At 48.1% G+C, this 21,869-nt stretch carries 21 protein-coding genes; 7 read left to right on the top strand and 14 right to left on the bottom strand.

What is annotated here, in order from left to right:
• Positions 1–149 precede the first annotated feature (149 nt).
• From NST38_RS02345 to NST38_RS02290, 12 genes are all read right to left on the bottom strand, one after another.
• Positions 150–2,636: a heavy metal translocating P-type ATPase gene (locus NST38_RS02345; protein WP_445933722.1), complete on the bottom strand. Its 2,487-nt coding sequence runs from the start codon at positions 2,634–2,636 to the stop codon at positions 150–152.
• 206 nt (positions 2,637–2,842) lie between these two features.
• The gene (locus tag NST38_RS02340) at positions 2,843–3,043 is read right to left on the bottom strand and encodes a copper ion binding protein (protein WP_017691004.1); all 201 of its coding nucleotides are present in this window, start codon (positions 3,041–3,043) and stop codon (positions 2,843–2,845) included.
• Between the two features lie 59 nt (positions 3,044–3,102).
• Entirely contained in the window at positions 3,103–3,501 is a 399-nt protein-coding gene (locus NST38_RS02335; protein ID WP_256720182.1) for a metal-sensitive transcriptional regulator, read from the bottom strand.
• A 123-nt stretch (positions 3,502–3,624) separates the two neighbouring features.
• Positions 3,625–4,113 carry a GNAT family N-acetyltransferase gene (locus tag NST38_RS02330; protein ID WP_076253884.1) on the bottom strand — a complete coding sequence of 163 codons (489 nt, stop codon included), beginning with the start codon at positions 4,111–4,113 and terminating at the stop codon, positions 3,625–3,627.
• A 123-nt stretch (positions 4,114–4,236) separates the two neighbouring features.
• A complete protein-coding gene (locus NST38_RS02325; protein WP_036616704.1) occupies positions 4,237–4,422 on the bottom strand; it encodes a hypothetical protein in 186 nt (61 codons plus the stop codon).
• A 131-nt stretch (positions 4,423–4,553) separates the two neighbouring features.
• Complete coding sequence (locus tag NST38_RS02320; protein ID WP_076253885.1) at positions 4,554–5,165, bottom strand: hypothetical protein; 612 nt, start codon at positions 5,163–5,165, stop codon at positions 4,554–4,556.
• 207 nt (positions 5,166–5,372) lie between these two features.
• A complete protein-coding gene (locus NST38_RS02315) occupies positions 5,373–6,131 on the bottom strand; it encodes a nucleoside phosphorylase (protein ID WP_076253886.1) in 759 nt (252 codons plus the stop codon).
• 1 nt (position 6,132) lies between these two features.
• On the bottom strand, positions 6,133–6,804 hold the full coding sequence (locus NST38_RS02310; RefSeq protein WP_017691010.1) for a sulfite oxidase-like oxidoreductase: 672 nt from the start codon (positions 6,802–6,804) through the stop codon (positions 6,133–6,135).
• Positions 6,805–6,850: 46 nt separating this feature from the next.
• Positions 6,851–7,774: an ABC transporter permease gene (locus tag NST38_RS02305; protein WP_017691011.1), complete on the bottom strand. Its 924-nt coding sequence runs from the start codon at positions 7,772–7,774 to the stop codon at positions 6,851–6,853.
• Positions 7,758–8,825 carry an ABC transporter permease gene (locus NST38_RS02300; RefSeq protein ID WP_036616697.1) on the bottom strand — a complete coding sequence of 356 codons (1,068 nt, stop codon included), beginning with the start codon at positions 8,823–8,825 and terminating at the stop codon, positions 7,758–7,760. The genes NST38_RS02305 and NST38_RS02300 overlap by 17 nt, the downstream gene beginning before the upstream one ends.
• Entirely contained in the window at positions 8,822–10,321 is a 1,500-nt protein-coding gene (locus tag NST38_RS02295) for an ABC transporter ATP-binding protein (RefSeq protein WP_076253887.1), read from the bottom strand. The genes NST38_RS02300 and NST38_RS02295 overlap by 4 nt, the downstream gene beginning before the upstream one ends.
• Before the next feature lie 114 nt (positions 10,322–10,435).
• Positions 10,436–11,467, bottom strand: a complete 1,032-nt coding sequence (locus NST38_RS02290; RefSeq protein WP_036616691.1) for a BMP family lipoprotein — start codon at positions 11,465–11,467, stop codon at positions 10,436–10,438.
• 276 nt (positions 11,468–11,743) lie between these two features.
• On the opposite strand from NST38_RS02290, the gene NST38_RS02285 reads away from it, so the two are divergent.
• The 3 genes from NST38_RS02285 (at position 11,744) to NST38_RS02275 (ending at position 16,140) form a co-directional block, all read left to right on the top strand.
• Positions 11,744–13,165 carry a hypothetical protein gene (locus tag NST38_RS02285; protein WP_083685038.1) on the top strand — a complete coding sequence of 474 codons (1,422 nt, stop codon included), beginning with the start codon at positions 11,744–11,746 and terminating at the stop codon, positions 13,163–13,165.
• Positions 13,166–13,406: 241 nt separating this feature from the next.
• Positions 13,407–13,997, top strand: a complete 591-nt coding sequence (locus NST38_RS02280; protein ID WP_036616686.1) for a DUF5317 domain-containing protein — start codon at positions 13,407–13,409, stop codon at positions 13,995–13,997.
• A 310-nt stretch (positions 13,998–14,307) separates the two neighbouring features.
• Complete coding sequence (locus NST38_RS02275) at positions 14,308–16,140, top strand: bifunctional diguanylate cyclase/phosphohydrolase (RefSeq protein ID WP_076253889.1); 1,833 nt, start codon at positions 14,308–14,310, stop codon at positions 16,138–16,140.
• A 133-nt stretch (positions 16,141–16,273) separates the two neighbouring features.
• Here the strand turns inward: NST38_RS02275 and NST38_RS02270 are convergent, their stop codons facing one another.
• Positions 16,274–16,441, bottom strand: a complete 168-nt coding sequence (locus tag NST38_RS02270) for a hypothetical protein (RefSeq protein WP_017691019.1) — start codon at positions 16,439–16,441, stop codon at positions 16,274–16,276.
• Positions 16,442–16,747: 306 nt separating this feature from the next.
• Between NST38_RS02270 and NST38_RS02265 the strand changes: the two genes are divergently transcribed.
• From NST38_RS02265 to NST38_RS02250, 4 genes are all read left to right on the top strand, one after another.
• Entirely contained in the window at positions 16,748–17,578 is an 831-nt protein-coding gene (locus NST38_RS02265; protein WP_076253890.1) for a sensor histidine kinase, read from the top strand.
• 1 nt (position 17,579) lies between these two features.
• Positions 17,580–18,236 carry a response regulator gene (locus NST38_RS02260; RefSeq protein WP_036616682.1) on the top strand — a complete coding sequence of 219 codons (657 nt, stop codon included), beginning with the start codon at positions 17,580–17,582 and terminating at the stop codon, positions 18,234–18,236.
• A gap of 207 nt (positions 18,237–18,443) precedes the next feature.
• Positions 18,444–20,159, top strand: coding sequence for a copper resistance CopC/CopD family protein (locus tag NST38_RS02255; protein ID WP_083685041.1), 1,716 nt, complete (start codon positions 18,444–18,446; stop codon positions 20,157–20,159).
• Positions 20,160–20,581: 422 nt separating this feature from the next.
• Positions 20,582–21,343 carry a YcnI family copper-binding membrane protein gene (locus NST38_RS02250; RefSeq protein ID WP_076253891.1) on the top strand — a complete coding sequence of 254 codons (762 nt, stop codon included), beginning with the start codon at positions 20,582–20,584 and terminating at the stop codon, positions 21,341–21,343.
• Positions 21,344–21,570: 227 nt separating this feature from the next.
• On the opposite strand, the gene NST38_RS02245 is transcribed toward NST38_RS02250, so the two are convergent.
• Positions 21,571–21,843 (bottom strand): hypothetical protein, encoded by a 273-nt coding sequence (locus NST38_RS02245; RefSeq protein ID WP_017691024.1) that lies wholly within the window; start codon positions 21,841–21,843, stop codon positions 21,571–21,573.
• Between the last annotated feature and the right edge of the window lie 26 nt (positions 21,844–21,869).

The following is a 21,869-nucleotide window of genomic DNA, read 5'->3' as shown; positions in this document are numbered from 1 at the left end:
CATCTATACCAACGATTCAGGCTTATTTTCTGGCGGCTCAACTGTATTTTTCTCAACAAAAAACACGGTCCGCCGCAGCGAACCGCGTATTTATTCATCCTCACTTCATTGACATTGAGGCGTTGAATATATCTCCAAACAAAGGTCGGTCAGTCATTTCTCTTCAGCTTCATGCGTTGCAGACGCAGCGAATTCAGTACAACCGACACGGAGCTGAACGCCATTGCCGCCCCTGCCAGCCATGGAGCCAAGAAGCCAACTGCCGCAATGGGAATACCAATCACGTTGTATCCGAGTGCCCAGAACAAGTTTTGTTTGATGTTCCCCATCGTGCGCCGGCTCATCTCAATGGCATCTGCAATACTGTTCAGATCACCACGCATCAACGTAATATCCGCCGCTTCCATCGCTACATCCGTTCCTGTTCCGATCGCCATCCCAATATCCGCTGTAGCGAGTGCCGGAGCATCATTAATGCCGTCACCTACCATCGCGACTTTCAGGCCACTCTCCTGAAGTTTCTTCACTTCCGCAGCTTTACCCTCCGGCAGAACCTCAGCCAGTACTTTACCGATCCCTGCCTGTTCAGCTACAGCGCGAGCTGTTCGCTCATTGTCTCCCGTAATCATGATGACATCGATCCCCATCGCCTGAAGACGACCGATGGCTTCACGAGAGGTATCCTTGATGGTGTCAGCCACAGCCACGATCCCTGCCCACTGACCATCTACCGCTACCAGCATCGCTGTACGCCCTTGTTCCTCCAGACGGTTCATCTGCTGAACGGTTTCCTCAGAGACATTCACCTGTGCATCTGCAAGCAAACGACGCGTGCCGACCAGAATCTCCTGCCCTTTTGCTGAAGCTCGCACGCCGTATCCCGGTATGTTCTCGAACTTCTCTGTTGGGGTTAGCTCCAGACCCTTGGCAAGGATACCAGCAACAATCGCCTCTGCCAGCGGATGCTCTGAACTCTGTTCTGCCGCTCCCACTCGCTCAAGCAGATCGGATTCCGTCCAATTCGGAGCCATAACAACATCGGTAAGGACCGGTTTACCTTGGGTTACTGTACCTGTTTTGTCGAGCACCACGGTCTGAATCTGTTGTGCCGACTCCAGATGTTCTCCCCCCTTGAACAGAATGCCATATTCAGCCGCACGTCCTGATCCAGCCATGACAGAGGTCGGCGTTGCCAGCCCCAGTGCACATGGACAGGCAATGACAAGCACGGCAATCGCTTTTTCAAGGGAACCAGCGAAGTCACCTGGACTTGCAAACAGATACCAGATCAGGAATGTCAGCGCAGCTATGCCGACAACAATCGGAACAAAAATGCCTGAAATGACATCTGCGATCCGCTGGATCGGTGCTTTGGAGCCCTGAGCTTGCTCGACTACTTTAATAATCTGGGACAAAGCCGTGTCCGAGCCCACTCGGGTCGCACGCAGTCGTAATACCCCGTTTTTGTTCAGCGTAGCACCTGTAACGGGATCTCCTGGCTTTTTATCCACGGGAAGGCTCTCTCCACTAAGCATGGATTCATCTACTGAGGATTGCCCTTCTTCAACGATACCATCCACCGGGATGCTATCACCCGGCTTCACCAGAACCAAGTCACCCACCGCAACATATGCGGCAGGAACCATAACTTCCTGTCCATCACGGATGACACGGGCTTCACGTGGAGCCAGTTCAATCAGGCTTTTGATCGCCTGTGAAGAGCGACCTTTCGCCACAGCTTCGAACCATTTTCCAAGTAGAATTAACGTAATCAGAATTGCACTTGTCTCATAATAGAGTTCTACCGAAGGCATGGCGGCTGTGCTCGTTCCCATTGCCCCATGATCCATGGTTGTAGAAGGTAAGTACCCACTGGATAACGTCAGATAGAGACTGTAAAAAAACGCTGCACTGGTACCCAATGCGACGAGAACGTCCATATTGGCACTGCGGTTACGTAAGGCTTTGTACGCCCCCACATAGAATTGCCATCCAATCACGAACTGTACCGGCGTTGCCAGCAGTAGCTGGAACCAAGGGTTCATGAATAGTTCGGGGACATAGATTCCGGATGTGAACGAGAAATGCCCCACCATTGCCCACAGCAAAGGAATCGATAACAACGCAGATATCATCCATTTCCACTTTTTGCGTTGCAGCTCACGTTCACGAACCGATGTGGTCTCTTCTTGTGTCAATTGTAGTTTAGCACCGTAGCCCATCTGCTTGATCTTGGCGGTAATATCCGAAGGTTTCAATGTACCAGCGGCATATTCGATATGCCCTGTTTCCAGCGCCAGATTCACATTCGCCTGAGATACCCCAGGTAGTCGGGAAAGACCTTTTTCAATCCGGGCAGAACAGGCAGCACACGTCATACCTGTGATGTTCAGATCAACGGATTCGGACAACGTACCGTAGCCCAATGCTTCCACCTTATCTCGCAACGCATTCACGTTGGTTGTCTTTGGATCATAAGATACGGTTGCCTGTTCGATGGCCAGATTCACATTGGCCTGCTGCACCCCTTCCATGCGGGACAATCCCTTCTCCACTCGTGTCGAACATGCAGCACAGGTCATCCCCGTGATGTGCAGTGTTGTCTTTAGTCCTGGTGCGTCTGCCATAGGTGGCATTGGTGTGGGTTCGGATGATCTATCCATTGGTTTATTCGTTGAGTTATCCATCATGTCAGCTCCTTTCATGTCAATTCAATTTATTGTTTTATACCCCCAAGGGGTATATACCAGACAGAAAATTAGGCTTAAACCTGACTCTTGGGAAAAGGTACTCTGACCTCTTTTTCGCCCATGAGCATGTTCGGTTTAAGCCTGTGATCCCTTTAGACTACATCGTATCCCTGATCTTCAATCGCAGCTTTGATCTGATCCACGTTCACCGTCTGCTCATCATATTCCACAGCTACTGTTCCCGCTGCCAGATCAACCTTACCACTCGCACCGGTATTCTTCACAGCTTCTTCAACTGATTTCACGCAGTGATTGCAAGACATTCCCGTAACGTTCAATGTAACATTAGACATTGTAAATTCCTCCTTGGGGTATATTAAAATGATAACTTTATTTGGTAAATAATTTCAGATTACTTCATTAACTTCCGCATCGTAACCAGCAGTTCATCCACAACCTCATGTTCACCAGCCTGAATACGCTCAACGATACAGCTCTTCATATGGCCTTCAAGCAAAAGTTTACCTACTGAATTAAGAGCAGACTGAGCCGCCGCAATCTGCGTCAGCACATCATCACAGTACGTATCCTTCTCGATCAATCCCTTGATCCCGCGAATCTGACCTTCCACACGGTTCAAACGAGAAACCAGGTTACTCTTCATCTCCTGCGAATGGTGACTCTTGCGCACATGCTTCCCATCACTGCCCTCGGCATGACAGGATACCTCTTCTTGGACTGTAGCCAAAGCTTCCGTTGAATCTGACTTGGAGGATTGCAAAGGTTCCTCGGGATGGCTCTGATGATCCATCATGAACACCCCTTTTCTTTCGTTCTTTTCTAAGAGTAACATACCCCATGGGGGTATTCAAGAGTATTCTGATATTTTGATAAAAATGGATGAATCCATCCTAATTAAATAGAGCGATGCATCTTACAAGGTATACTCCATCCTGCTACTGCGGACAACAAGACCCATCTGTTCATAGAAAGCCTGTGCCCCAGAGTTAAACGTCGACACGGACAATTCCACGCTATCTGCCTGAAGCTCTCTCCCTAACTCGATGAATGCTTGTAGTAACTGTTTACCTGTTCCTTGGCCCCGATGTTTGTTATCCACTACAAGTTCATGGATGTATAACATCTTGCGATCCACCATCAATGAGTTATCTTGAATGACACTTAACTGCGCACTCCCGTAACCCAGAATCAAACCCGTTTCGGAAGACTCGGCAACATATAGGTAACGCTTGTCCGTTTCCAGCAGTTCGATGAACTCCTTTTTCTCCATTCTAGTCTCCAACGCTCTGTATAGATCCGGCCGCGCCTCGACATGCATCTGGTGCAGCTCATCCATCAACAATGACACGCCAGAGTAGTCCCTCATTTCTGCCTTTCGGATGTTAATCGTACCTGTACTCATCCCAATCACTCTTTCGTCTACTGAATTTTACATTATTATACAACCAAAAAGCAGATACCATAAGGGTACCTGCTTCGCTTAATTTATTTTCATTCCACAAAGCGAATATGATGCTCATGTTGTTTATTTTTTCGAAGAAGTATTTCCTTCATTAAAAGCAACAGGTGATGGCTTCGCTGCCCATTCGTCCGCCTGCGGCTCAATGTCTACTCCGCTCAAAATCTTCTTTTTCTCCATCAAGGAATCCCCGTCTTCATCCAGCTTGTTGCGAATTTCCGCCTCGTCCTGAGGTTGATTGTTCTGTGTCATCATAGAGTCCTCCCTTTTTTCGTATTCATGTTGATGTTCCTTTATATAACGTGCCCACTTTCTGCATTATCATTCTCTTCGAGGATCAGGCCTTCCCCAAGTTAAGCTAAATCTATCTCTAAACCCTTTCGTTAATCGAAATCAACCTGTTTATCCAAAATGATTTCCTCTACTTTGTATTCCATCTCTGGTATTGAGGGAATCAAGGAGAATCGAACGTTTTCCAGAGAAGAAGGAAGAGCAGGAATCACTCGGAAACTAATTTGCGTCTCCCCACCTCCTCCACGACTGCCATGTCTCATGGTGATATGTCTCTGTTCGCTGAATATTTCCAGAGCCAAATGTGGAACCATTTGTATACGCTCAGCTTCATTCCCCTTATATTGAATCTCCACATAAACGAGGCTTTCGCCTTCATATTGCATCGAATGCGTGATCATATACTCACACGAATCTTTGATCATTTTCTTCATAATCGGCACCACACTCGTCAATTGAAGAGGTTCACTTGGAAAGTAGTGTCTTTGCGGCATCGGTTGCACGCTACGGAGAACATATCGGATATCTTCCTCCTTCATATCCAGTAAGCTCACCCATTCATCGATGGTATTTTGAGGGGGTTGGTATTGGACTGCTCCGGTTATGTCCTTTCTGGCTGCAACCAGTTTCAAAAGTTGCTCATCAATCCGCTGTACCTCATCGCTGTATTCATTAGGAATTTCACGTAATTCACTCCAGCCCATATTTAATCACTCTCCTAATTTAATGACATGCCATGCAAATACAATTCGCCACTGTACCTGCATCCCCCTCTTAAAAAGGAAAGGACGCCCCTTGGGTCATATTCATGACCTTACGGGACGCCCTTTTTATATTGTCCACCTCAAATGGACATCATCTACTGTTTTGCTTGTAACAATGAGCAAAAATGTATACTTGCCTTAACCAACCTACGCCTGATCTTGGCGAGCAAGCGCGGCTAGTGCGCGTAGCGCTGCATTAATCTCGCGCTCCACCGCTTGTCCAACCGCATCCGTATGCGGATCATACTCGGCTGCCAGGTCACTGTCCGCGAATCCATCGATCGCGACAATGGCTCCGGCGCGAGCGCCACGCAAGGTACTGACGATGTAGAGTGCCGCAATTTCCATCTCAGCCGCAAGTGCTCCAGCCTGCTTGTACTTGCGGTGTGGAATCTCTTCCACGCCTGCAAAGAATGCATCCAGTGTTACGGTAATACCAACGCCCACTTTGCCTGCAAAGGTTGCAGCATCCGCGCTTTCTTGCTCACGAGCAGCTTCGATCAACGCTTGTGTCACCCCAATGTCCGCTACCGCTGGAAAACCATCCGGCACCAGTTGGCAAGTCAACCCGTCCGTACGAACAGCGGCTGTACTCACAAGCACACTGCCTGCCGGATAATCCGCTGTATACGATCCCGCTGTACCTACACGAATCAGAGTTGTTACACCCGCCCGAATCAGTTCCTCGAAACACACAGCTGCTCCAGGCGAACCTACACCATGACTGACCACAGCGATCTGTACCCCTTCATACAATCCAACAAATGTACGATACTCCCGACTGAACGCCAGTTCTCTCGCCTGCTCCAGTTTACGGGAAATCTTCTCCGCACGTGCCGGATCACCACAGACGATGGCATATGCCGGCATGTCTTCCGAATGAATCTGCAAAATAGGCATCAACATATCAATCAAACTCCTTCTTCGTCCACTCGTCTTCCGGAATCGGCAGATCTTCACCCGAGAAGCGTTGTTCCTTGAACGGATCGGCAAAATGGTGGAAACCATTCACTTCCCAGAATCCGTTACGGTCTTCTGTCATAAACTCCAGACCACGTATCCACTTGGCACTCTTCCAGAAGTAAAGTTGTGGCACAACCATACGCAGTGGAAAACCATGCTTGGGAGTAAGTGGCTCACCGTTATATTTGAATGCAAGCAATACATCATCATGCATCAATTCTTCGAGCGGTACATTTGTTTCATAATCATGATCTGCATGGATCATGACGTATTTTGCCTCTGGCTTAACCCCCAGAAGTTTCACAAAATCGGAGAAGCGTATACCTTCCCAGGGCGTATCGAATTTCGACCAACGGGTAACACAGTGAATATCACTCACCGTGTTCACCTGTGGCATCGCCTGCAACTCAGCCAGGGAGAACACCTTTTCCTCTTCCACTTCGCCGAATACCTTCAGGTCCCAGGTGGACAGGTCATATTCCGGCACTTCCCCTTCATGCAGAATCGGGAATTTCTCCGTCAGCATCTGTCCTGGCGGCAGCCGATCTCCGTGATCGTTACCTGTTTTGGGTGCCGGGGTTTTACTTTTTTTCAAACGTTCAGCCTTGTTATGCAAGTGGAATTCCTCCTTCTTTTACTGTCTCTAACATAGACATTCAGAATTAACGCGAGCTTCCGCCCGCTTTCAGTGCATCCTGTGCATAGGTACGGTCTTTGAAAAAGAACATCGCGACCAGCGTCACAATATACGGCAGCATCAACGTGAAATGCGTTGGCAGGGAGAATCCTTGCAGACGAATACTCAATGCTTCCATGAAACCAAACAGTACACTGGAGCCCATCACGCCAAGCGGATTCGCTTGTCCTAACATTGTTGCCACCAGCGCTATAAAACCACGACCAGCAGTCATGCCTTCGGTAAACATCGTCACCTGACCGAGCGACAACTGTGCTCCAGCCAGAGCGCACAACACACCGCACATCAGAACGGCACCATACTGGATGCCACGTACCTTGATCCCGATGCTCTGTGCTGCAATCGGGTTCTCACCGACGGAGCGCAGGCGGAAGCCGGATACACTTTTGAACAGATAAAATTGTAGTGCAATCACGAGCACAATACCGAGGTAAACCAGCGGACTATGTCCCGATATTACATCGCCGACCCACGGAATGTCCTTAATCAGCGGAATATCCCACTTGGGAAGTCCCACCATGTCTTTGTCGTAGTATGCACCTTTTACATCAAAAATCGCACGCAATGCAAAGGTCGTCACCCCCGCAGCCAGGAAGTTAAGCGAGATCCCGACCACGATGGCGTTGGCTTTCAGATTAATGCTTATAAAGGCAAAGAGCGCCGAGAATAACATCACAATTATAATGGAAAAGAGTACCGCCAGCAGCACATTGCCAAACAGATAATTACCGACAATAGCGGAGAACGCACCTATCAGCACCAGTCCTTCGAGACCCACGTTAAACAGACCGACACGAGAACATAAAGCCCCACCGAGCGCTGCAAGCAGGATTGGAGTCATAATCCGCAAGGTTGAGCCAAACATGGCTGCATCAAACAGTTGTTGCATTGGACTTTTTCTCCTTTCTCCGCTTCAGGAATGAATAACCGATCTGAGCTGATACAAATAACGTCAATACAGCTTGGATGACACTGCCAACTTCCAGCGGTACATCCGTGTTCCGTTCCATCCCCATGGCACCCGTCTGTAGCGCAGCCAGCAAAATAGCTGCTACAGCTGTACCGAGTGGATGCGAGCGGGCAAGCAACGTGGCCATAATGCCGCTCCATGCGTAACTTGCCGATGACAATGAGCCATCAAGGAAACGGTACTGTGTACCGAGCACTTCCCCCGCACCCGCGAGTCCAGCAAGTCCACCACTGATGACCATGGACAGCATCATCATGCGAATGCGGCGAACACCACCGTAGGTTGCAAAGGACGGGTTGCTTCCGAGCATGCGGATCTCGTAACCGGTCACCGTTTTATGTGTGAACCAGTAGATCAGAATGGCCGCTACAATGGCAATAATGAAGCCTGCATGCAGCCCCATGCCCTGGAACAACTTCGGCAACCAGATACTCTGGTCAATCATGGGTGTCTGAGCCATTGCTGCAGATCCTGTGCGGTCCTTAAATGGATAGGAGACCATGTAGCCCCCGAAATAAATGGCAATATAGTTAAGTAGTAAGGTTGTGATCAACAAGTTCATCCCGAAGCGTGCATCCAGCCAGCCTGCAAACAGGGACCAGATTCCCCCGGCAATAATACCTGCCACAATCGCAGCAATACACACAAACCAGCCTGGCCCTGGCAGATAGAGCGCCGTGAGCGCGGCACTAAGCCCGCCAAGAATCATCTGGCCTTCGGCTCCCATATTGAAGAATCCGGCACGGAATGCCAATGCTACGCCAAGCCCCGCCAAGATGATTGGTGTGGAACGAGCCAACGTATTGGTGAAGAAGTAGAAGTTGCCGAAGGCCCCTTTCCACATCTCCGCATACGTATCCACCACATTACCGCCAACGATCAGAATTGCCACAGCCCCTGCAATCAGACCGATGAATACGGCAAGCAGCGGCTGCACGAGTCCGCGAAGTGTTTCTTTTACCCGATTCATATCCGCTCTTTCCCTCCTGCCATTAACAAGCTGATCTGTTCCTCAGTTGCTTCCTCTGCTCTCAGTTCTCCGGCAATTTCGCCTTCATACATGACAATAATCCGATCAGATAATTGCAAAATTTCGGACAACTCCGATGAAATGAGCAGAATACCCGCGCCCTCGCTACGTTTGCGCAGCAATTCAGCATGGATTGTCTCCATCGCTCCGATATCCACACCACGAGTCGGTTCGGCTGCAATCAGAAACGGTGTATCCTGTGCAAATTCACGGGCAGCAATCAGCTTCTGCAAGTTTCCTCCAGACAGAAACTGTGCCTTGGTCTCCGCAGAACCCGTCTTGATGCTGAACTGTTGGATCCAACTCTCTACCATTATTCTTGCTGCTTTGGCTTTGATAATACCGCGTGACTGCAAGCGATGATGGTGTCCCATCAGCCCGTTCTCGCGAACACTCGCATCCTTGGCCGCTCCCCACATGTAACGATCTTCCGGGATATGAGCAAGTCCATGCTCCCGAATGCGCCGTACCGGCCAGTTGGTTGTATCCTGCCCGGAGAGTACAACGCGACCACTATCCGCCTTACGCAGTCCAGCAATGACCTGAATCAGTTCCGACTGGCCGTTACCTGAGATGCCTGCTATGCCAACGACCTCACCTTTACGAACTTCCATATGGATGTCCTTGAGCGCCGAACGATCCTTCGCTCCGGACAGATTAACCCCTTCCACCTGAAGCACCGCTTCCGCTGGTACCGATGGTTGCTTGTCCATACGCACAAGTTCACGACCAACCATCAGACGGGACAATTCCTCCACATGTGTATCTTTGGCTTCCAACGTACCTGTCACCTGACCATCCCGAAGCACCGTGATCCGGTCTGCTACATCCATGACTTCTTGCAGCTTGTGCGTGATCAGTACAAAGGTTTTGCCCAGCTTGGCGAGCGATTTCATGTTCGCCAGCAGTTCCTTCACTTCCAGCGGTGTCAGTACCGCCGAAGGTTCATCCAATATAATGATGTCTGCGCCCTGATGTAGCACCTTGAGAATTTCAACTCGCTGCTGCATGCCAAGTGGGCACTCGGACACTTTTTTCCATGGGTCAACCGGCATGCCATATTGTCTGCCAAGCTCGTTCACCTGAGCCGCTGCTTTTTTGCGGTCAAATGCGCATGCCTTAGCCGGTTCGCGTCCAATCACGATGTTCTCCGCCACCGTAAAGGAAGGGAACAGCATGAAATGCTGATGCACCATACCGATGCCACTTGCCATCGCCTGGGACGGCGTGGCAAAGCTCACCTCACGTCCACGGACTTTGATTGTGCCTGACGTGGGCTGTTCCATACCATACAGCATACGCATCAAGGTTGTTTTACCGGCCCCGTTCTCACCGACAAGGGCATGAATCTCTCCCTCACGCAAATTAAAACGGATGTCACGATTAGCGGTGAAGCTGCCGTATTTCTTCGTAATCTGCTCCATCTCCAACAGCATATCTTGCGTTCGCTCCTCTCGGTCTCGGTCATTTAATAGCAGCAAAACCGGCTGCCTGATCGGGCAGCCGGCTGATCATTTCCATCACTCATTCATTGAAAAGAACATTCAAAACTATTGTTGCAATGGATCTTTGACTACGATTTTGCCGGATACGATATCATCCTTGATTGCTTTAACCTTGTCGATCACTTCTTGTCCGACAAAAGCATTCAATGGAGATTCGCTGTCACGTGTAACGTACGTCAGGCCTACACCGTCTTCTTTCAAACCGTAGTTAACTGCGCCTGCTTTGAAGTTGCCTTCTACAAAATCTTTCACAGTCTCATAAGCAACCGTATCGGTTGACTTCAATTGAGACAATACGATATGTTCCGGGTCTTCAACAGTACGGTCCGTATCCTGACCGGAAGTGTAGAAGCCTTTTTCTTTGGCTGCTTCGAACACGCCGAGATCACCTACAGCGGATGCGCCAGCGATGAAGTCAGCGCCTTTGCCGAATTGTACCAGCGCCAATTCTTTTGCTTTGGCTGGGTCATTAAATCCACCTACATAGTTCACGAGGAATTCTGCACCCGGATTCACGGATTCCAATCCAGCTTTGAAACCTTCCGTATATTTCTTGATCAATGGTACATCCATTGCTGCGATCATGCCGACTTTGTCTGTTTTGGTGGACAATCCAGCAGCTGCACCGAGCAGGTACGCCCCTTCATATTCACGGAAACCAACGCTACGAACGTTAGGAAGATCAACGGTTGTATCTACAATCGCAAAGGACTTGTCCGGATTCTCTGCTGCGACTTTCTTCAATGCATCTTCTGCCTGGAAAGTTGCTGTAATAATCAGATCATAATTCTCGGCAACCGCAGCACGCAGATTTTGTTCAAATGCTGCCGGGTCTGTCGATTCAATCGTCTTGGTATCTACTTTGAATTCTTCGCCTGCTTTTTTGAAACCTTCATCCATCTGTACAAAGAAAGGGTTAACCCCTATTTTTTCGGGAAGTACGAGGGCCATCCGAAGAGATTTCTCCGAATCACTGCCTTGGGCGGATTGTTCGTCTTTGGAAGCCGAATTCCCACAAGCTGCCAACAAAATAGCCAACATGATGATCGATAAGACGAACGATAAACCTCTTTTCATTTTGAAAATACCCCTTTTCAACATTCTTTTTTCTTATCCTAGCGGATACTGTCGATCCTTGTCAATAAATCTTTGAGCGTATACACTCAAATAGAATATAATTGACAATTCGCTTTCTACCAAGCTTTGGAAACCGTTCTGTATCAAGCTTTTTTTCGTTGACATCCAGCGCGTCTCCGTGCTAAAGTCAATCCAATTATTCTATTCTTATAGGAATTGTCAGAATTATGACCCAAAGCTGATTATTTTCCAACCCATTTTAAGGAGGCTATTCATTTGAAAAAAATCACCCAGATCACTTTGGCGGCCCTACTCGCCGCTCCGGTAACACTCGGCAGCCTTAGCTTGCCCGCTTCCACTTCTGCAGCATCTGCAACTCCGGCTAAACCCGCCACCTCACAAAGTGTCAAAGGACCGGTAGCTCAGGCGCCAGTTGCCTATACGGAAAGCGCAGCGGATTTTGCTCAATTCTTGCAAGCGAAATACAACATTCAATTGCCGCAACAGATTACCAAAGGTGATTTCATTCAAGCCATTGCAGCCATCACGGAAGCAACTCAAGCAAGTGACAGTGAAGCCAAAGCTCCTGTCTTTACCGATCTGTCTTCTGGTGATTCTTCATATGATGCTGCCGTATCCTTATACAATAATGGGGTTCTTACGGGTACAGAAGTACGTGCCAAGGATCAACTGAGCACTTATGCAGCGGTCTTCATCGCGGTGAAAGCAGCCGGATTCAAGGAACTGGCTTATACTTATCCTGCAGAGAAAACAGCCAAAGCGCTTGCCAAAGCTGGCATTAGCCCAAACCGTGTTCAGGGACAAGCCGCACAGGAGCTGGCTGCTGCGATCGATACAGGCCTGATTCCTGAAAGCCTATACCCCGCTCTCCTTAAGGGTGGCGTAGCAAGTAAAGATTTCGCTAATACTTTGCTTGGACGTGTACTGGTCAGTCAAGGGAAATACAAACATGAGATTGGGCGTTCCGGCGATGCGGACATCTATTCCAAATTGTATGCTGCATATCGCACAGCGGATCTGATCGAATCACCTGAGCTGAGAAAGATTGTGGATCAGGCGCTGCGAGATGATCTCGTAACAGGTTACAATCTGAAGGATAGCCGCTTTGATTCCAACTTTATCGATGAACTGACACTTACCTACGGCCACGATAATATTCAACATGCTGTACAGTTGGTTGGTTTGCTGCGTAGCGAAGGTATTGATGCTGATGTGCAATTCCAGCCGAAGACATCTGCCTTCATTTATTTGAAGGAATGGGGCGAGCCGAAGGAAACGCCAGACTATAAAGTGACACAGATCGAGAACGGTAACTATATTGCTTCTGCGAAGGAATATGATATTCAGTTCGAGTTCAACAATGTGGCAGACAAAGTTCGCTTCAACGACATTGTGCTGAAATATGCCAAAAAGAATAGTGACAGTACATCTCCACTGATTCTCAGCTCCTGGTGGCAACCGCTGTATTATTCACCAACCGCATTGGCGAACTACCCTGTCATTTCCAATAATAAGATCGCGCTTGGCAATTACTATGCTCAGTCCTTCTCTCTGAAAGAAAATGCCAAATCCATTCGGGAAGGTTTCCTGAAACTGGCACCTGATGCGGACATTACGACGTATGACTTCTGGGTGGACCAGCCTTTCTTCAACTATCTGAACGGTGGATCTGAATAAAATAAATTCCGTCTTCAACCGAATTAAAGCTCGTATTTTGGCACCATAAGTAGCCGTCCTTACCGAATTTTACAGGGGTTCGACCCCTAGATTCGTAAAGGCGGTTTTTTGTTCAGCATTTTGCAAATTTCTTCTACAAAATCATTTTTCTCATGCAGGAATTACCAATATAAGGTCGAATCCTTTATGTACACAAACACGCAATCATATTGCATATCTCCGCACGAACAGGAGTTACTCCATGGTATATGACGGTATTCTACTAGGCTTGATCGTTGGATTTTTTCGGGGCGGGTTGCGGCATGGGCTCAACCAGTTTGCAGCACTCAAGCTGCGAAGTGGCTGGATTTTCCCTGTATTGCTACTAATCCAGTTCTTTATTTTCTATCTCCAGGAACGATTCGAATGGGTGGCATCCATTAATGGATATCTCTTTGCTGCCGTCTACATTACAGGGCTCGCTTTCCTGTGGCTCAACAGACACCATACCGGTTTCATGCTCATCTGGATTGGGGTATTTCTCAATTTTGCCGTTATGGCTGTAAACGGTGGGCGCATGCCTGTTTCTGTGGAAGCCTCCGCTGTACTGGGCCCCTACTATGTAGACATGCTCAGGGAAGGCGGCGCCGTATCAAAGCATTTTATGATGGATGCATCTACAAATCTGCCTTTTCTCGGTGATATCATCCCACTCTCCAGCCCTTATCCACGGACTCAGGTCATCAGCATCGGTGATGTGGTCATGAATATTGGCATATTCCTTTTTATTCAATACATGATGGTGAATCGGGACAAAAAGGCTGTGCAACCTGCTAAAACTCATCAGGCTTGAAGAAAACAGGTAGACTCCAAGGAAGGGAGGTCTTCTCCATGAAAAAATTTGAAGGTGTGAAATATTCCCGCATTGTCATCAACGCAATCATCGTGGCTTCTGTCGTTGTAGCATTAACTTCGGGATACAAGCTGGGCGGCTAGTATCCATACCGCCAAACAAGACAAACAGGCTGCCAGCGGCCTGTTTTTTCTGTCTGGATTTTTGGCAGGCAACTTGGTATGTTATACATCTATATAGTATATCCCTATAGAAGAAAACCAACTATATACACATCAAGAGTAGACTAAACTCAAGCAGGAGATTTTTTATGAACTTTATTCGTAACCTTATCCATAAGGCAGATCGAAGCAGTATGTATGTTATTTTGCTTAGTTGTACCGGGATCGGTGTTTTTTTATACATGAACAAGTGGTCTTACCTTCATCTAACCACGGCGGATTGGGTTATGGTCTACACCATGCTGGGTGCGGCGTTAATTCTGGATTATTTCACGTTCCAGATTCCACCCAAAGGTAATCAGCAATCCATGGATTCATCGGTATACCTTGCCTGTATATTCATGTTTGGCGGAGCTTTCAGTTTATCTGTACTGCTACCTGTCTCCATCATTTTGTTAATCAAAGAGCGCAAGCTCACCTGGTGGAAACATATTGTCAATTTCAGCATCTACAGTATCATGATTACGGGAGCAGCAGCCGTGTTTGAGTGGACTGGCGGGCAATCGGGAACTCTGGACGACTATAACTTGATTCCTTATTTTGCAGCACTCGCAGCCTACTTCATCATCAACACAATCACACTTGGCTTATTCTTTCATTTCTCAACAAAGGATGCATTACAGCAGATGAAGCGGGCATTCGTTACCGAATCCCTGCTGGTTTATCTGTGTACGCTGATTCTGGCGCTGGTCCTGACAATTCTGGTTGTGCACAATGGCGTACTTGGCCTGTTGTTGTATCTAAGTCTTAGCATTCTGCTCTCCCATGCATTCAGGCAGTTGTTCGTGATGTATCAGACGATTGAGGAAAAGGCCAACACGGATCAACGTACGGGTCTGTTCAACCATAGTTATTTCGAAAGCATGTTAGAAAGCGAACTGACTAACGCTCGAACGCAGGGAACCCAGCTCTGTCTGGGGCTTATTGATATTGATGATTTCAAAAAGTATAACGATCGGTTTGGCCACCTTCAAGGTGACAGTCTGCTAGCCCTGCTGGGGGATTTTCTAATGCGAAAGACGGAAGGCACACCTGTTACCGCCTTTCGTTATGGAGGAGAAGAGTTCACTTTGCTCATGCCAGGCATGGAGTTGGACGAATCCTACAGGTTTATGAACAAGCTGCGTAAACAACTGAACGACACGCCGTTTGAAGGCGTTGAAGTGTTTCCACACGGTTGTCTCTCCTTCTCTGCTGGCGTCGCGCCCTATCAGGTGGATATGTATAACAAATCCCAGCTTGTGGATCAGGCGGATAAAGCACTATATTATGCGAAGAAACAGGGCAAGAACAACGTGCACCGCCACGGCAGCAATGATGGCATGGAACACGAGATTGATCTGGTACAGGACGTTCGTGACATCGAACAGCAACTCAATCTGTTCAGATACAAGGATATGGATACGTTTAAACATTCCAAACGGGTCTACAAATATGCACTGGATATCAGTGAATTGCTCGCACTGGACAATGCGGAAAAACGTCGTTTCGTCCTGGGAGCACTGATTCATGACATCGGCAAACTGGAGATTCCTTGGTCCATTTTGAACAAAAAGGACAAGCTCACCGCAGAAGAATGGGAAACGATCAAAGGACATGTCACCTGGGGCAAAAAAATGGTGATCACGAACGATCGCTTCGCCGATCTGATTCCTTATATTGAACTTCACCACGAGCGCTATGATGGCAAAGGCTATCCTTACGGCCTGAAGGGTAACGAGATTCCCCGGCTCTGCCGGATGCTGACCGTGATTGACTCCTTTGATGCCATGACGACAGAGCGGCCGTATCAGGAAACCAAGAACGTGGAAGAAGCCATTCGGGAGCTACGCTCATGTTCGGGTTCACAGTTTGATCCGGAGCTTGCCGAGTTGTTCATTCAATATATTGAGAAAAGAACCGCTCAGCAACAGTTGCAGTAAAATAAACAGAACTTCTTCTATAAGCCCAGAAAAAGTAAAAGCGCTATCCCCGGTCTGATCGGAGATAGCGCCATTTTCATTTTCATGGAATGAATCGTACACCAGACAACTTCATTCTCGTGCAGATTCTACATTAAGATTTGGTATTCAGCTCATGTGAGGTCTGATGCAGCTCTTTAATCATCTGCTGCAAAAACATGTTGTCTTGGCGACTGATACCGTGCTGATTGTCTTGAACAAGCATCTGATGAATGTTCTTTTTGAGCAATTCACTGCGACGTTCCAATACTTCTTGACTCATGTTGTTGCTTCACTCCTTAACATGTTTTGTAATGAATTCACGTTCTATATTAAGTATAGAGGACCTTCTCCGATAGGGAAAACGGACTCAGCCTTCCTCAGCTGGTCACACCAACCCTCACCTAGCGTGACAACATTTCACCCCTTGTCGTTCTTAGATATCCTTCTAAATACTCCCTGATCCTCCCCAGCTTTCTCCAAAGACACAGACTAGGGTCTTGGACAAGCTTGGGTTATAATGATCCCATCCCTGTATAAATTAAAGTACCTAAATAAGCTAATCCTAGATCAAAGGAGTTCTGCATTCATGTCCTATAAACAAATTAAATGGATGATTCTGCTGATCCCCACATTCACGGTTGGCATCTGGGAATACATTCGCCATCAGTTTCTGATGCCATACCTTTCGATGGATGCTGGAAACTGGTTAACACCCGTCATCGTTTACCTCGTCAGCGTGACACTGCTCAGCCGATTGTTCCACATGCTCGAAGGTGCCAGGGCTGCTCTGGAGCAGGAACGTGCAGCAAAAGCAGCGCTGGAAGCTCGTGACCAATTGGCAAGAGAACTTCACGACGGCATATCTCAGTCTCTTTTCCTGCTCTCAGTGAAGACCGATAAAGCAGGCCGTAGTTTGGCAGGCAGCGGACATGAGCATGAGATCCAGGAGATTCAAAAAACCGTGCATGAAGTCAATACATATGTAAGGCAAGCTATTGCCCAGTTGCGTTTTGTTCCTGCCTCTACGGTAACATCAGAAATTATTTCACTGCATGCGCAGGTCGAAGTGCTTGTCAAGGAAACGGTACCTGGTGCACAGATTCATTGGGACCTCAAGGGTGTAACGTTCTCTGCCAAGGAACAAGTGGAACTGCTCGCTTGTATCCGGGAGGGACTACTGAATGTACGCAAACATGCGCAGGCTACCCGCGTTCAGGTTCACGCGGAAGGTAACCCAATTGCCTGGTTCATTTATATTCAGGATAATGGGAATGGACTAAGTGGAGATCCTCTTCATCTGAAGGATCGGTACGGACTGCGAATTACGAAGGAGCGTGCTGCCGAGATGGGTTGGTCTTTCACCCTCGATTCAAGACCGGGGCATACACGAATGACGATAGGAAAGGAGCATGCTTAATATGGAACATGTACGTGTATTGGTTGTTGATGATCATGCGCATGCGCGTGAAGCGATCTGTAGCATTTTATCCGAGGACAGCCTGTTTGAAGTGATTGGTACAGCTTCGAATGGACAGGAAGCGCTGGAGCTCACCGGACAATGGATGCCCGACCTGATCCTGATGGACGTGCAGATGCCGGGCATGGATGGGCTGGAAGCCACCCGTCAGATCAAGCTGCGATTCCCTTATGTTATTGTTGTTATGGTCACGGTATCGGATGATGTGACGTTTCTGTTCGAAGCACTGAAACAAGGCGCTCAAGGCTATTTGCTCAAAAATCTAACGCCTTCCACCTGGCTTGAATACCTGCGCGCCATCGTCAGTGACGACGCACCGCTCAGTAAAGAACTGGCCTACCGGATTTTGCAGGAGTTCCCCGCACCACGCAGTGAAGATGTGCAAGATAACCCGCTAACGGCGCGGGAACTTGAGATTCTGCAATGGGTATCTGCGGGATATACCAATCGGGAGATTGCCGATCAACTCGGTATTTCAGACCAGACGGTGAAGAATCATCTCAAAAACATTTTGCAGAAGCTCCAGCTTGAAAACCGGGTACAACTCACCCGCTACGCACTAGAAAGCGGGCTTGCAGGACGTAAACTTCGCAAATAAACATTGTTAATTCGGAGTCAATGATGCTTCCGACATAGGTGAGAAATGACATAGCATTCATGCTTTTGTCACAATTATGTAGACCAAACCGTTTTTTTATAGCCCAATGTAGTCATACGCAGTCATTTTGGACAAAGTTATAATGGTTTAGATTGTGTTTAAGGACCATGAATGACTACAAATCTATAACCTGAGGGTGATGATTTTTTGATTTTTACACGCTTTACCCTGAAATGGGGCAAACGGCACTGGGCATTGGTCACCTGTCTGTTGCTCGTATGTTGCCTTGTTATGCCACAGTGGGCATCTGCCCATGCTTATATTGTTAAGGCTTCGCCAGGAGAAAATGAGATCCTCGTAGCTGCTCCGGAGCGGCTGACGCTGGAGTTCAACGAATCCTTGCAGACGGCCTTTTATGATATCAAAATAACCGGCCCTGACGGCAATCAGGCAGACGATGGAAATGTAAAGATTGATGTGGATCGCCCTCATATTCTGGAGACTGGCCTGCAAGCTGGACTCGGGAACGGGACTTATGCCGTTAACTGGAAAGCTGTATCTGCCGATGGACACCCAATTCAAGGGGCGTATGTTTTCCATATCGGTGAACCATCCGGTTCTCCTGCCGGACTGAGTGATCTTACATCCGGTTCCGGTTCAACAGGTGGGCCGCTGAAATGGATTGTATCCCTGACAGACTGGATTCAGTATCTCGGATTGTCTGTCATTCTGGGGACACTTGCATTCTTACTGCTGCGAATCGCACCGACATCCATGACAAGAGAACCTATGGACGTTCCGGGCAGCTACAGATTGTTATGGATCAGTTATGCTGCTGCTTCCTTTGCCGCTCTGGTCAGCCTGCCACTGAATACGTTATATGAATCTGGTGTGGCTCTGAACGAACTAAGCTGGGCACTGATCGGAAGTGCGCTCAAGCTGACATCCTTTGGTCAGATCTGGATGTTACAAATACTCATTGTAATGTTGCTGGCCGTCACGATTCTCTCCGGATATGATCGCGATCGATCCATCCGTGCTCGCATCTGGTCTTCCTATGGCTCACTTGTGCTCGTGCTTGGATGGCTGTTCACGCATGCCATGACGGGACATCCGGCTGCGGCGGATCAACGTGCTCTCGCGATTGCCATGGACTTCGTGCATCTGATCGGTGCCGCTTTCTGGATTGGCGCACTAACCGCCATGGCGATATGTTTGCCTCCACTGGCGGATAAGCTGCCATCGAAGGTGCGAGGAGAGGTCTACTGGGTTGCTATTCGCAGGTTTACCGCCTGGGGAATTGGCGCCGTAGCCGCTCTGGTTGCTACAGGGATATACAGCAGTCTGATTATTCTACCAGCACCTGTGCTGACTTCCCTGTTCACTACAGCTTATGGCCTTGTCCTGATCGGCAAGATCGTCCTGCTTATTGTAATGCTTGTCTTCGCCTGGCGTCATGCCAGATTGGCAAGAGCAGCAACAGGAAGCAGATTATCCGGCAGCCTGAAAGCGGAACTTGCCACCGGTGCTGTCATTCTCGCTCTTGCTGCCGTACTGACACACCTGTCTCCAGGACAACCCGCTGCGGTCGGACCGTATCAGGAGACAAAGACTACAGAAGACGGCTCGGCGATCACACTTCAGGCGAGTCCCAATATAACGGGAGAGAACCAATTCGAAGTTGATGTGAAACGGGCAGATGGAAGTATCGTTAACGATCTGGAACAGATCACACTGTCACTCACACATCTGGACATGGATATGGGGATCTATGAGATTACCATTCCGAAAAACGACACCGGTGTGTACAAGGCTGAAGATTACATCTCCATGCCTGGACGTTGGAATATCAAGGTACATCTCCTGACCAAGACGTTGGATGCACTGGATGCCGAATTTGAGATCGATACCGCCAAGCCATAGTTACACAACGTTTATATTGAAAAGTGACCCAATCTAAAATGAGTGTTTCTACAAACTGCAAATGTAGTAAAGGGAACGAATTGATTCTGGAGAAGCGAAGCTAAAAGCTTTCTGATCTACACGAGAACGGAGAGGACAGAAAAAACCTGAAGAAGCGAAGCGTTCGCCTAAAAGCTTTCTGAAAGAAAGCTGCTTCGGAAGCATATGCTATCACCAGATTTTACCCTTTAAGAAAAGGGAATCAAAAAATCTGGGGATAACAGCGATCGGAAGGTTATTCTGTCATCGAAGTAGCAAGTGTAAGCTTTTAATCACTCGAAAGAACCAATCGTAACCGAAGCGGTGTCTTTGCAGAACGTAGACACTCATTTAAGAAAATGGGCCGCATCATATATGATAAGAACTGAGAGGGGTTATTTATTTTGAAGAAAACATCATGGATTTCCAAACTAACATCCACTATTGCAACAGGTACCGCAGCATTCATGTTATTCGCCGGATTCGCGAGCGCTCACGTTACCGTTAGCCCATCCGTTGCACAGACAAGTGCATGGCAGACGTACACCATTAAGATTCCATCCGAGAAAGAACTGCCTACAACCAAAATCACGATGAAAGTTCCAGAAGGTGTTGCATTCAAGCAATATCAACCACTGGCAGGCTGGAAAATCACTACAGAGAAGAACGATTCCAATGAAGTAACATCGATTACGTGGGAGATTGACGGCGATAACGAAGGCATTCTGGCAGGACAATTCCAGCAGTTCAACTTCGTTGCACAGAACCCTAAGGCGGAAGCTGAAGTAGCTTGGGATGCCTTCCAATACTACAGCGACGGCAGCATCGTAGAATGGACAGGCCAACCAAGTGATGCCAACCCGCACAGTATCACAACGATTAGTGAAGATCCGGCTGCTGCTGATAATGCTACGGCAGGTGGAGGACATGATAGTGCAGGTACAGAAGGAGCCACTGGGGATAATGCAGCTACCGACGATAGCAAAGCAAACGATGACACTACGTTGGGCGATGCACTCAATGACACCGTTACAGGTGAACCAAACAACACGGATACAGACCCGGGTACGCTGAAGCTTCAACAAGCAACATTGATCGTATCCATTCTGGCCCTGATCTTGTCCTTCTTGGGGATTGCGTTGGCTACACGTCGCAAAAAACGTTAAGAACTAACTTACAGTTTTACGAAAACCTGAGAAAAATTCAGATAACAAAAAGCCTATGGCATACGGGTTCAAACCCGATATGCCGTAGGCTTTTTAGCTATCATCATTTTGATTGGCTACCCATGTTCTTTACAATCCGTGGTTAAGGCACTAATCATGCCGCTCCACGGTCACACTCTTATCCACGCTGATTACCATCCGCAATTTGGCATCAGCCTTACCACCCTTTAGCGTTCCTGATCCGTCTGGATCATGATCTCAATGTATTGCAGCAAGCTTTTCTTCTGCTGTTCAATGGATTGAATACGTCTGGACAGGCCCGCAAAAAACTCTTCAATCTGCTGTCTTGTATGATCTGCGGACTGGCCTTTCCAATCGTTCAGCCGACTATATAGCGCCCGCGCTTCCTGTTCATCGGCTTGCAGACGGGCAAGCAGCTGTGTCAGTTCTTTTTCCGCAATCCGAAGATCATTCAATTCCACCAGCAATTGTCCACCCACTCGTGTTCCCCTCCCCTATGTACGTG

It is taken from the genome of Paenibacillus sp. FSL H8-0104 (assembly GCF_038050215.1).
Classification (GTDB): Bacteria; Bacillota; Bacilli; order Paenibacillales; family Paenibacillaceae; genus Paenibacillus; species Paenibacillus amylolyticus.
The sequence above is the reverse complement of the archived record's forward strand: the minus strand, read 5'-3'. Positions and strand labels throughout refer to the sequence as shown.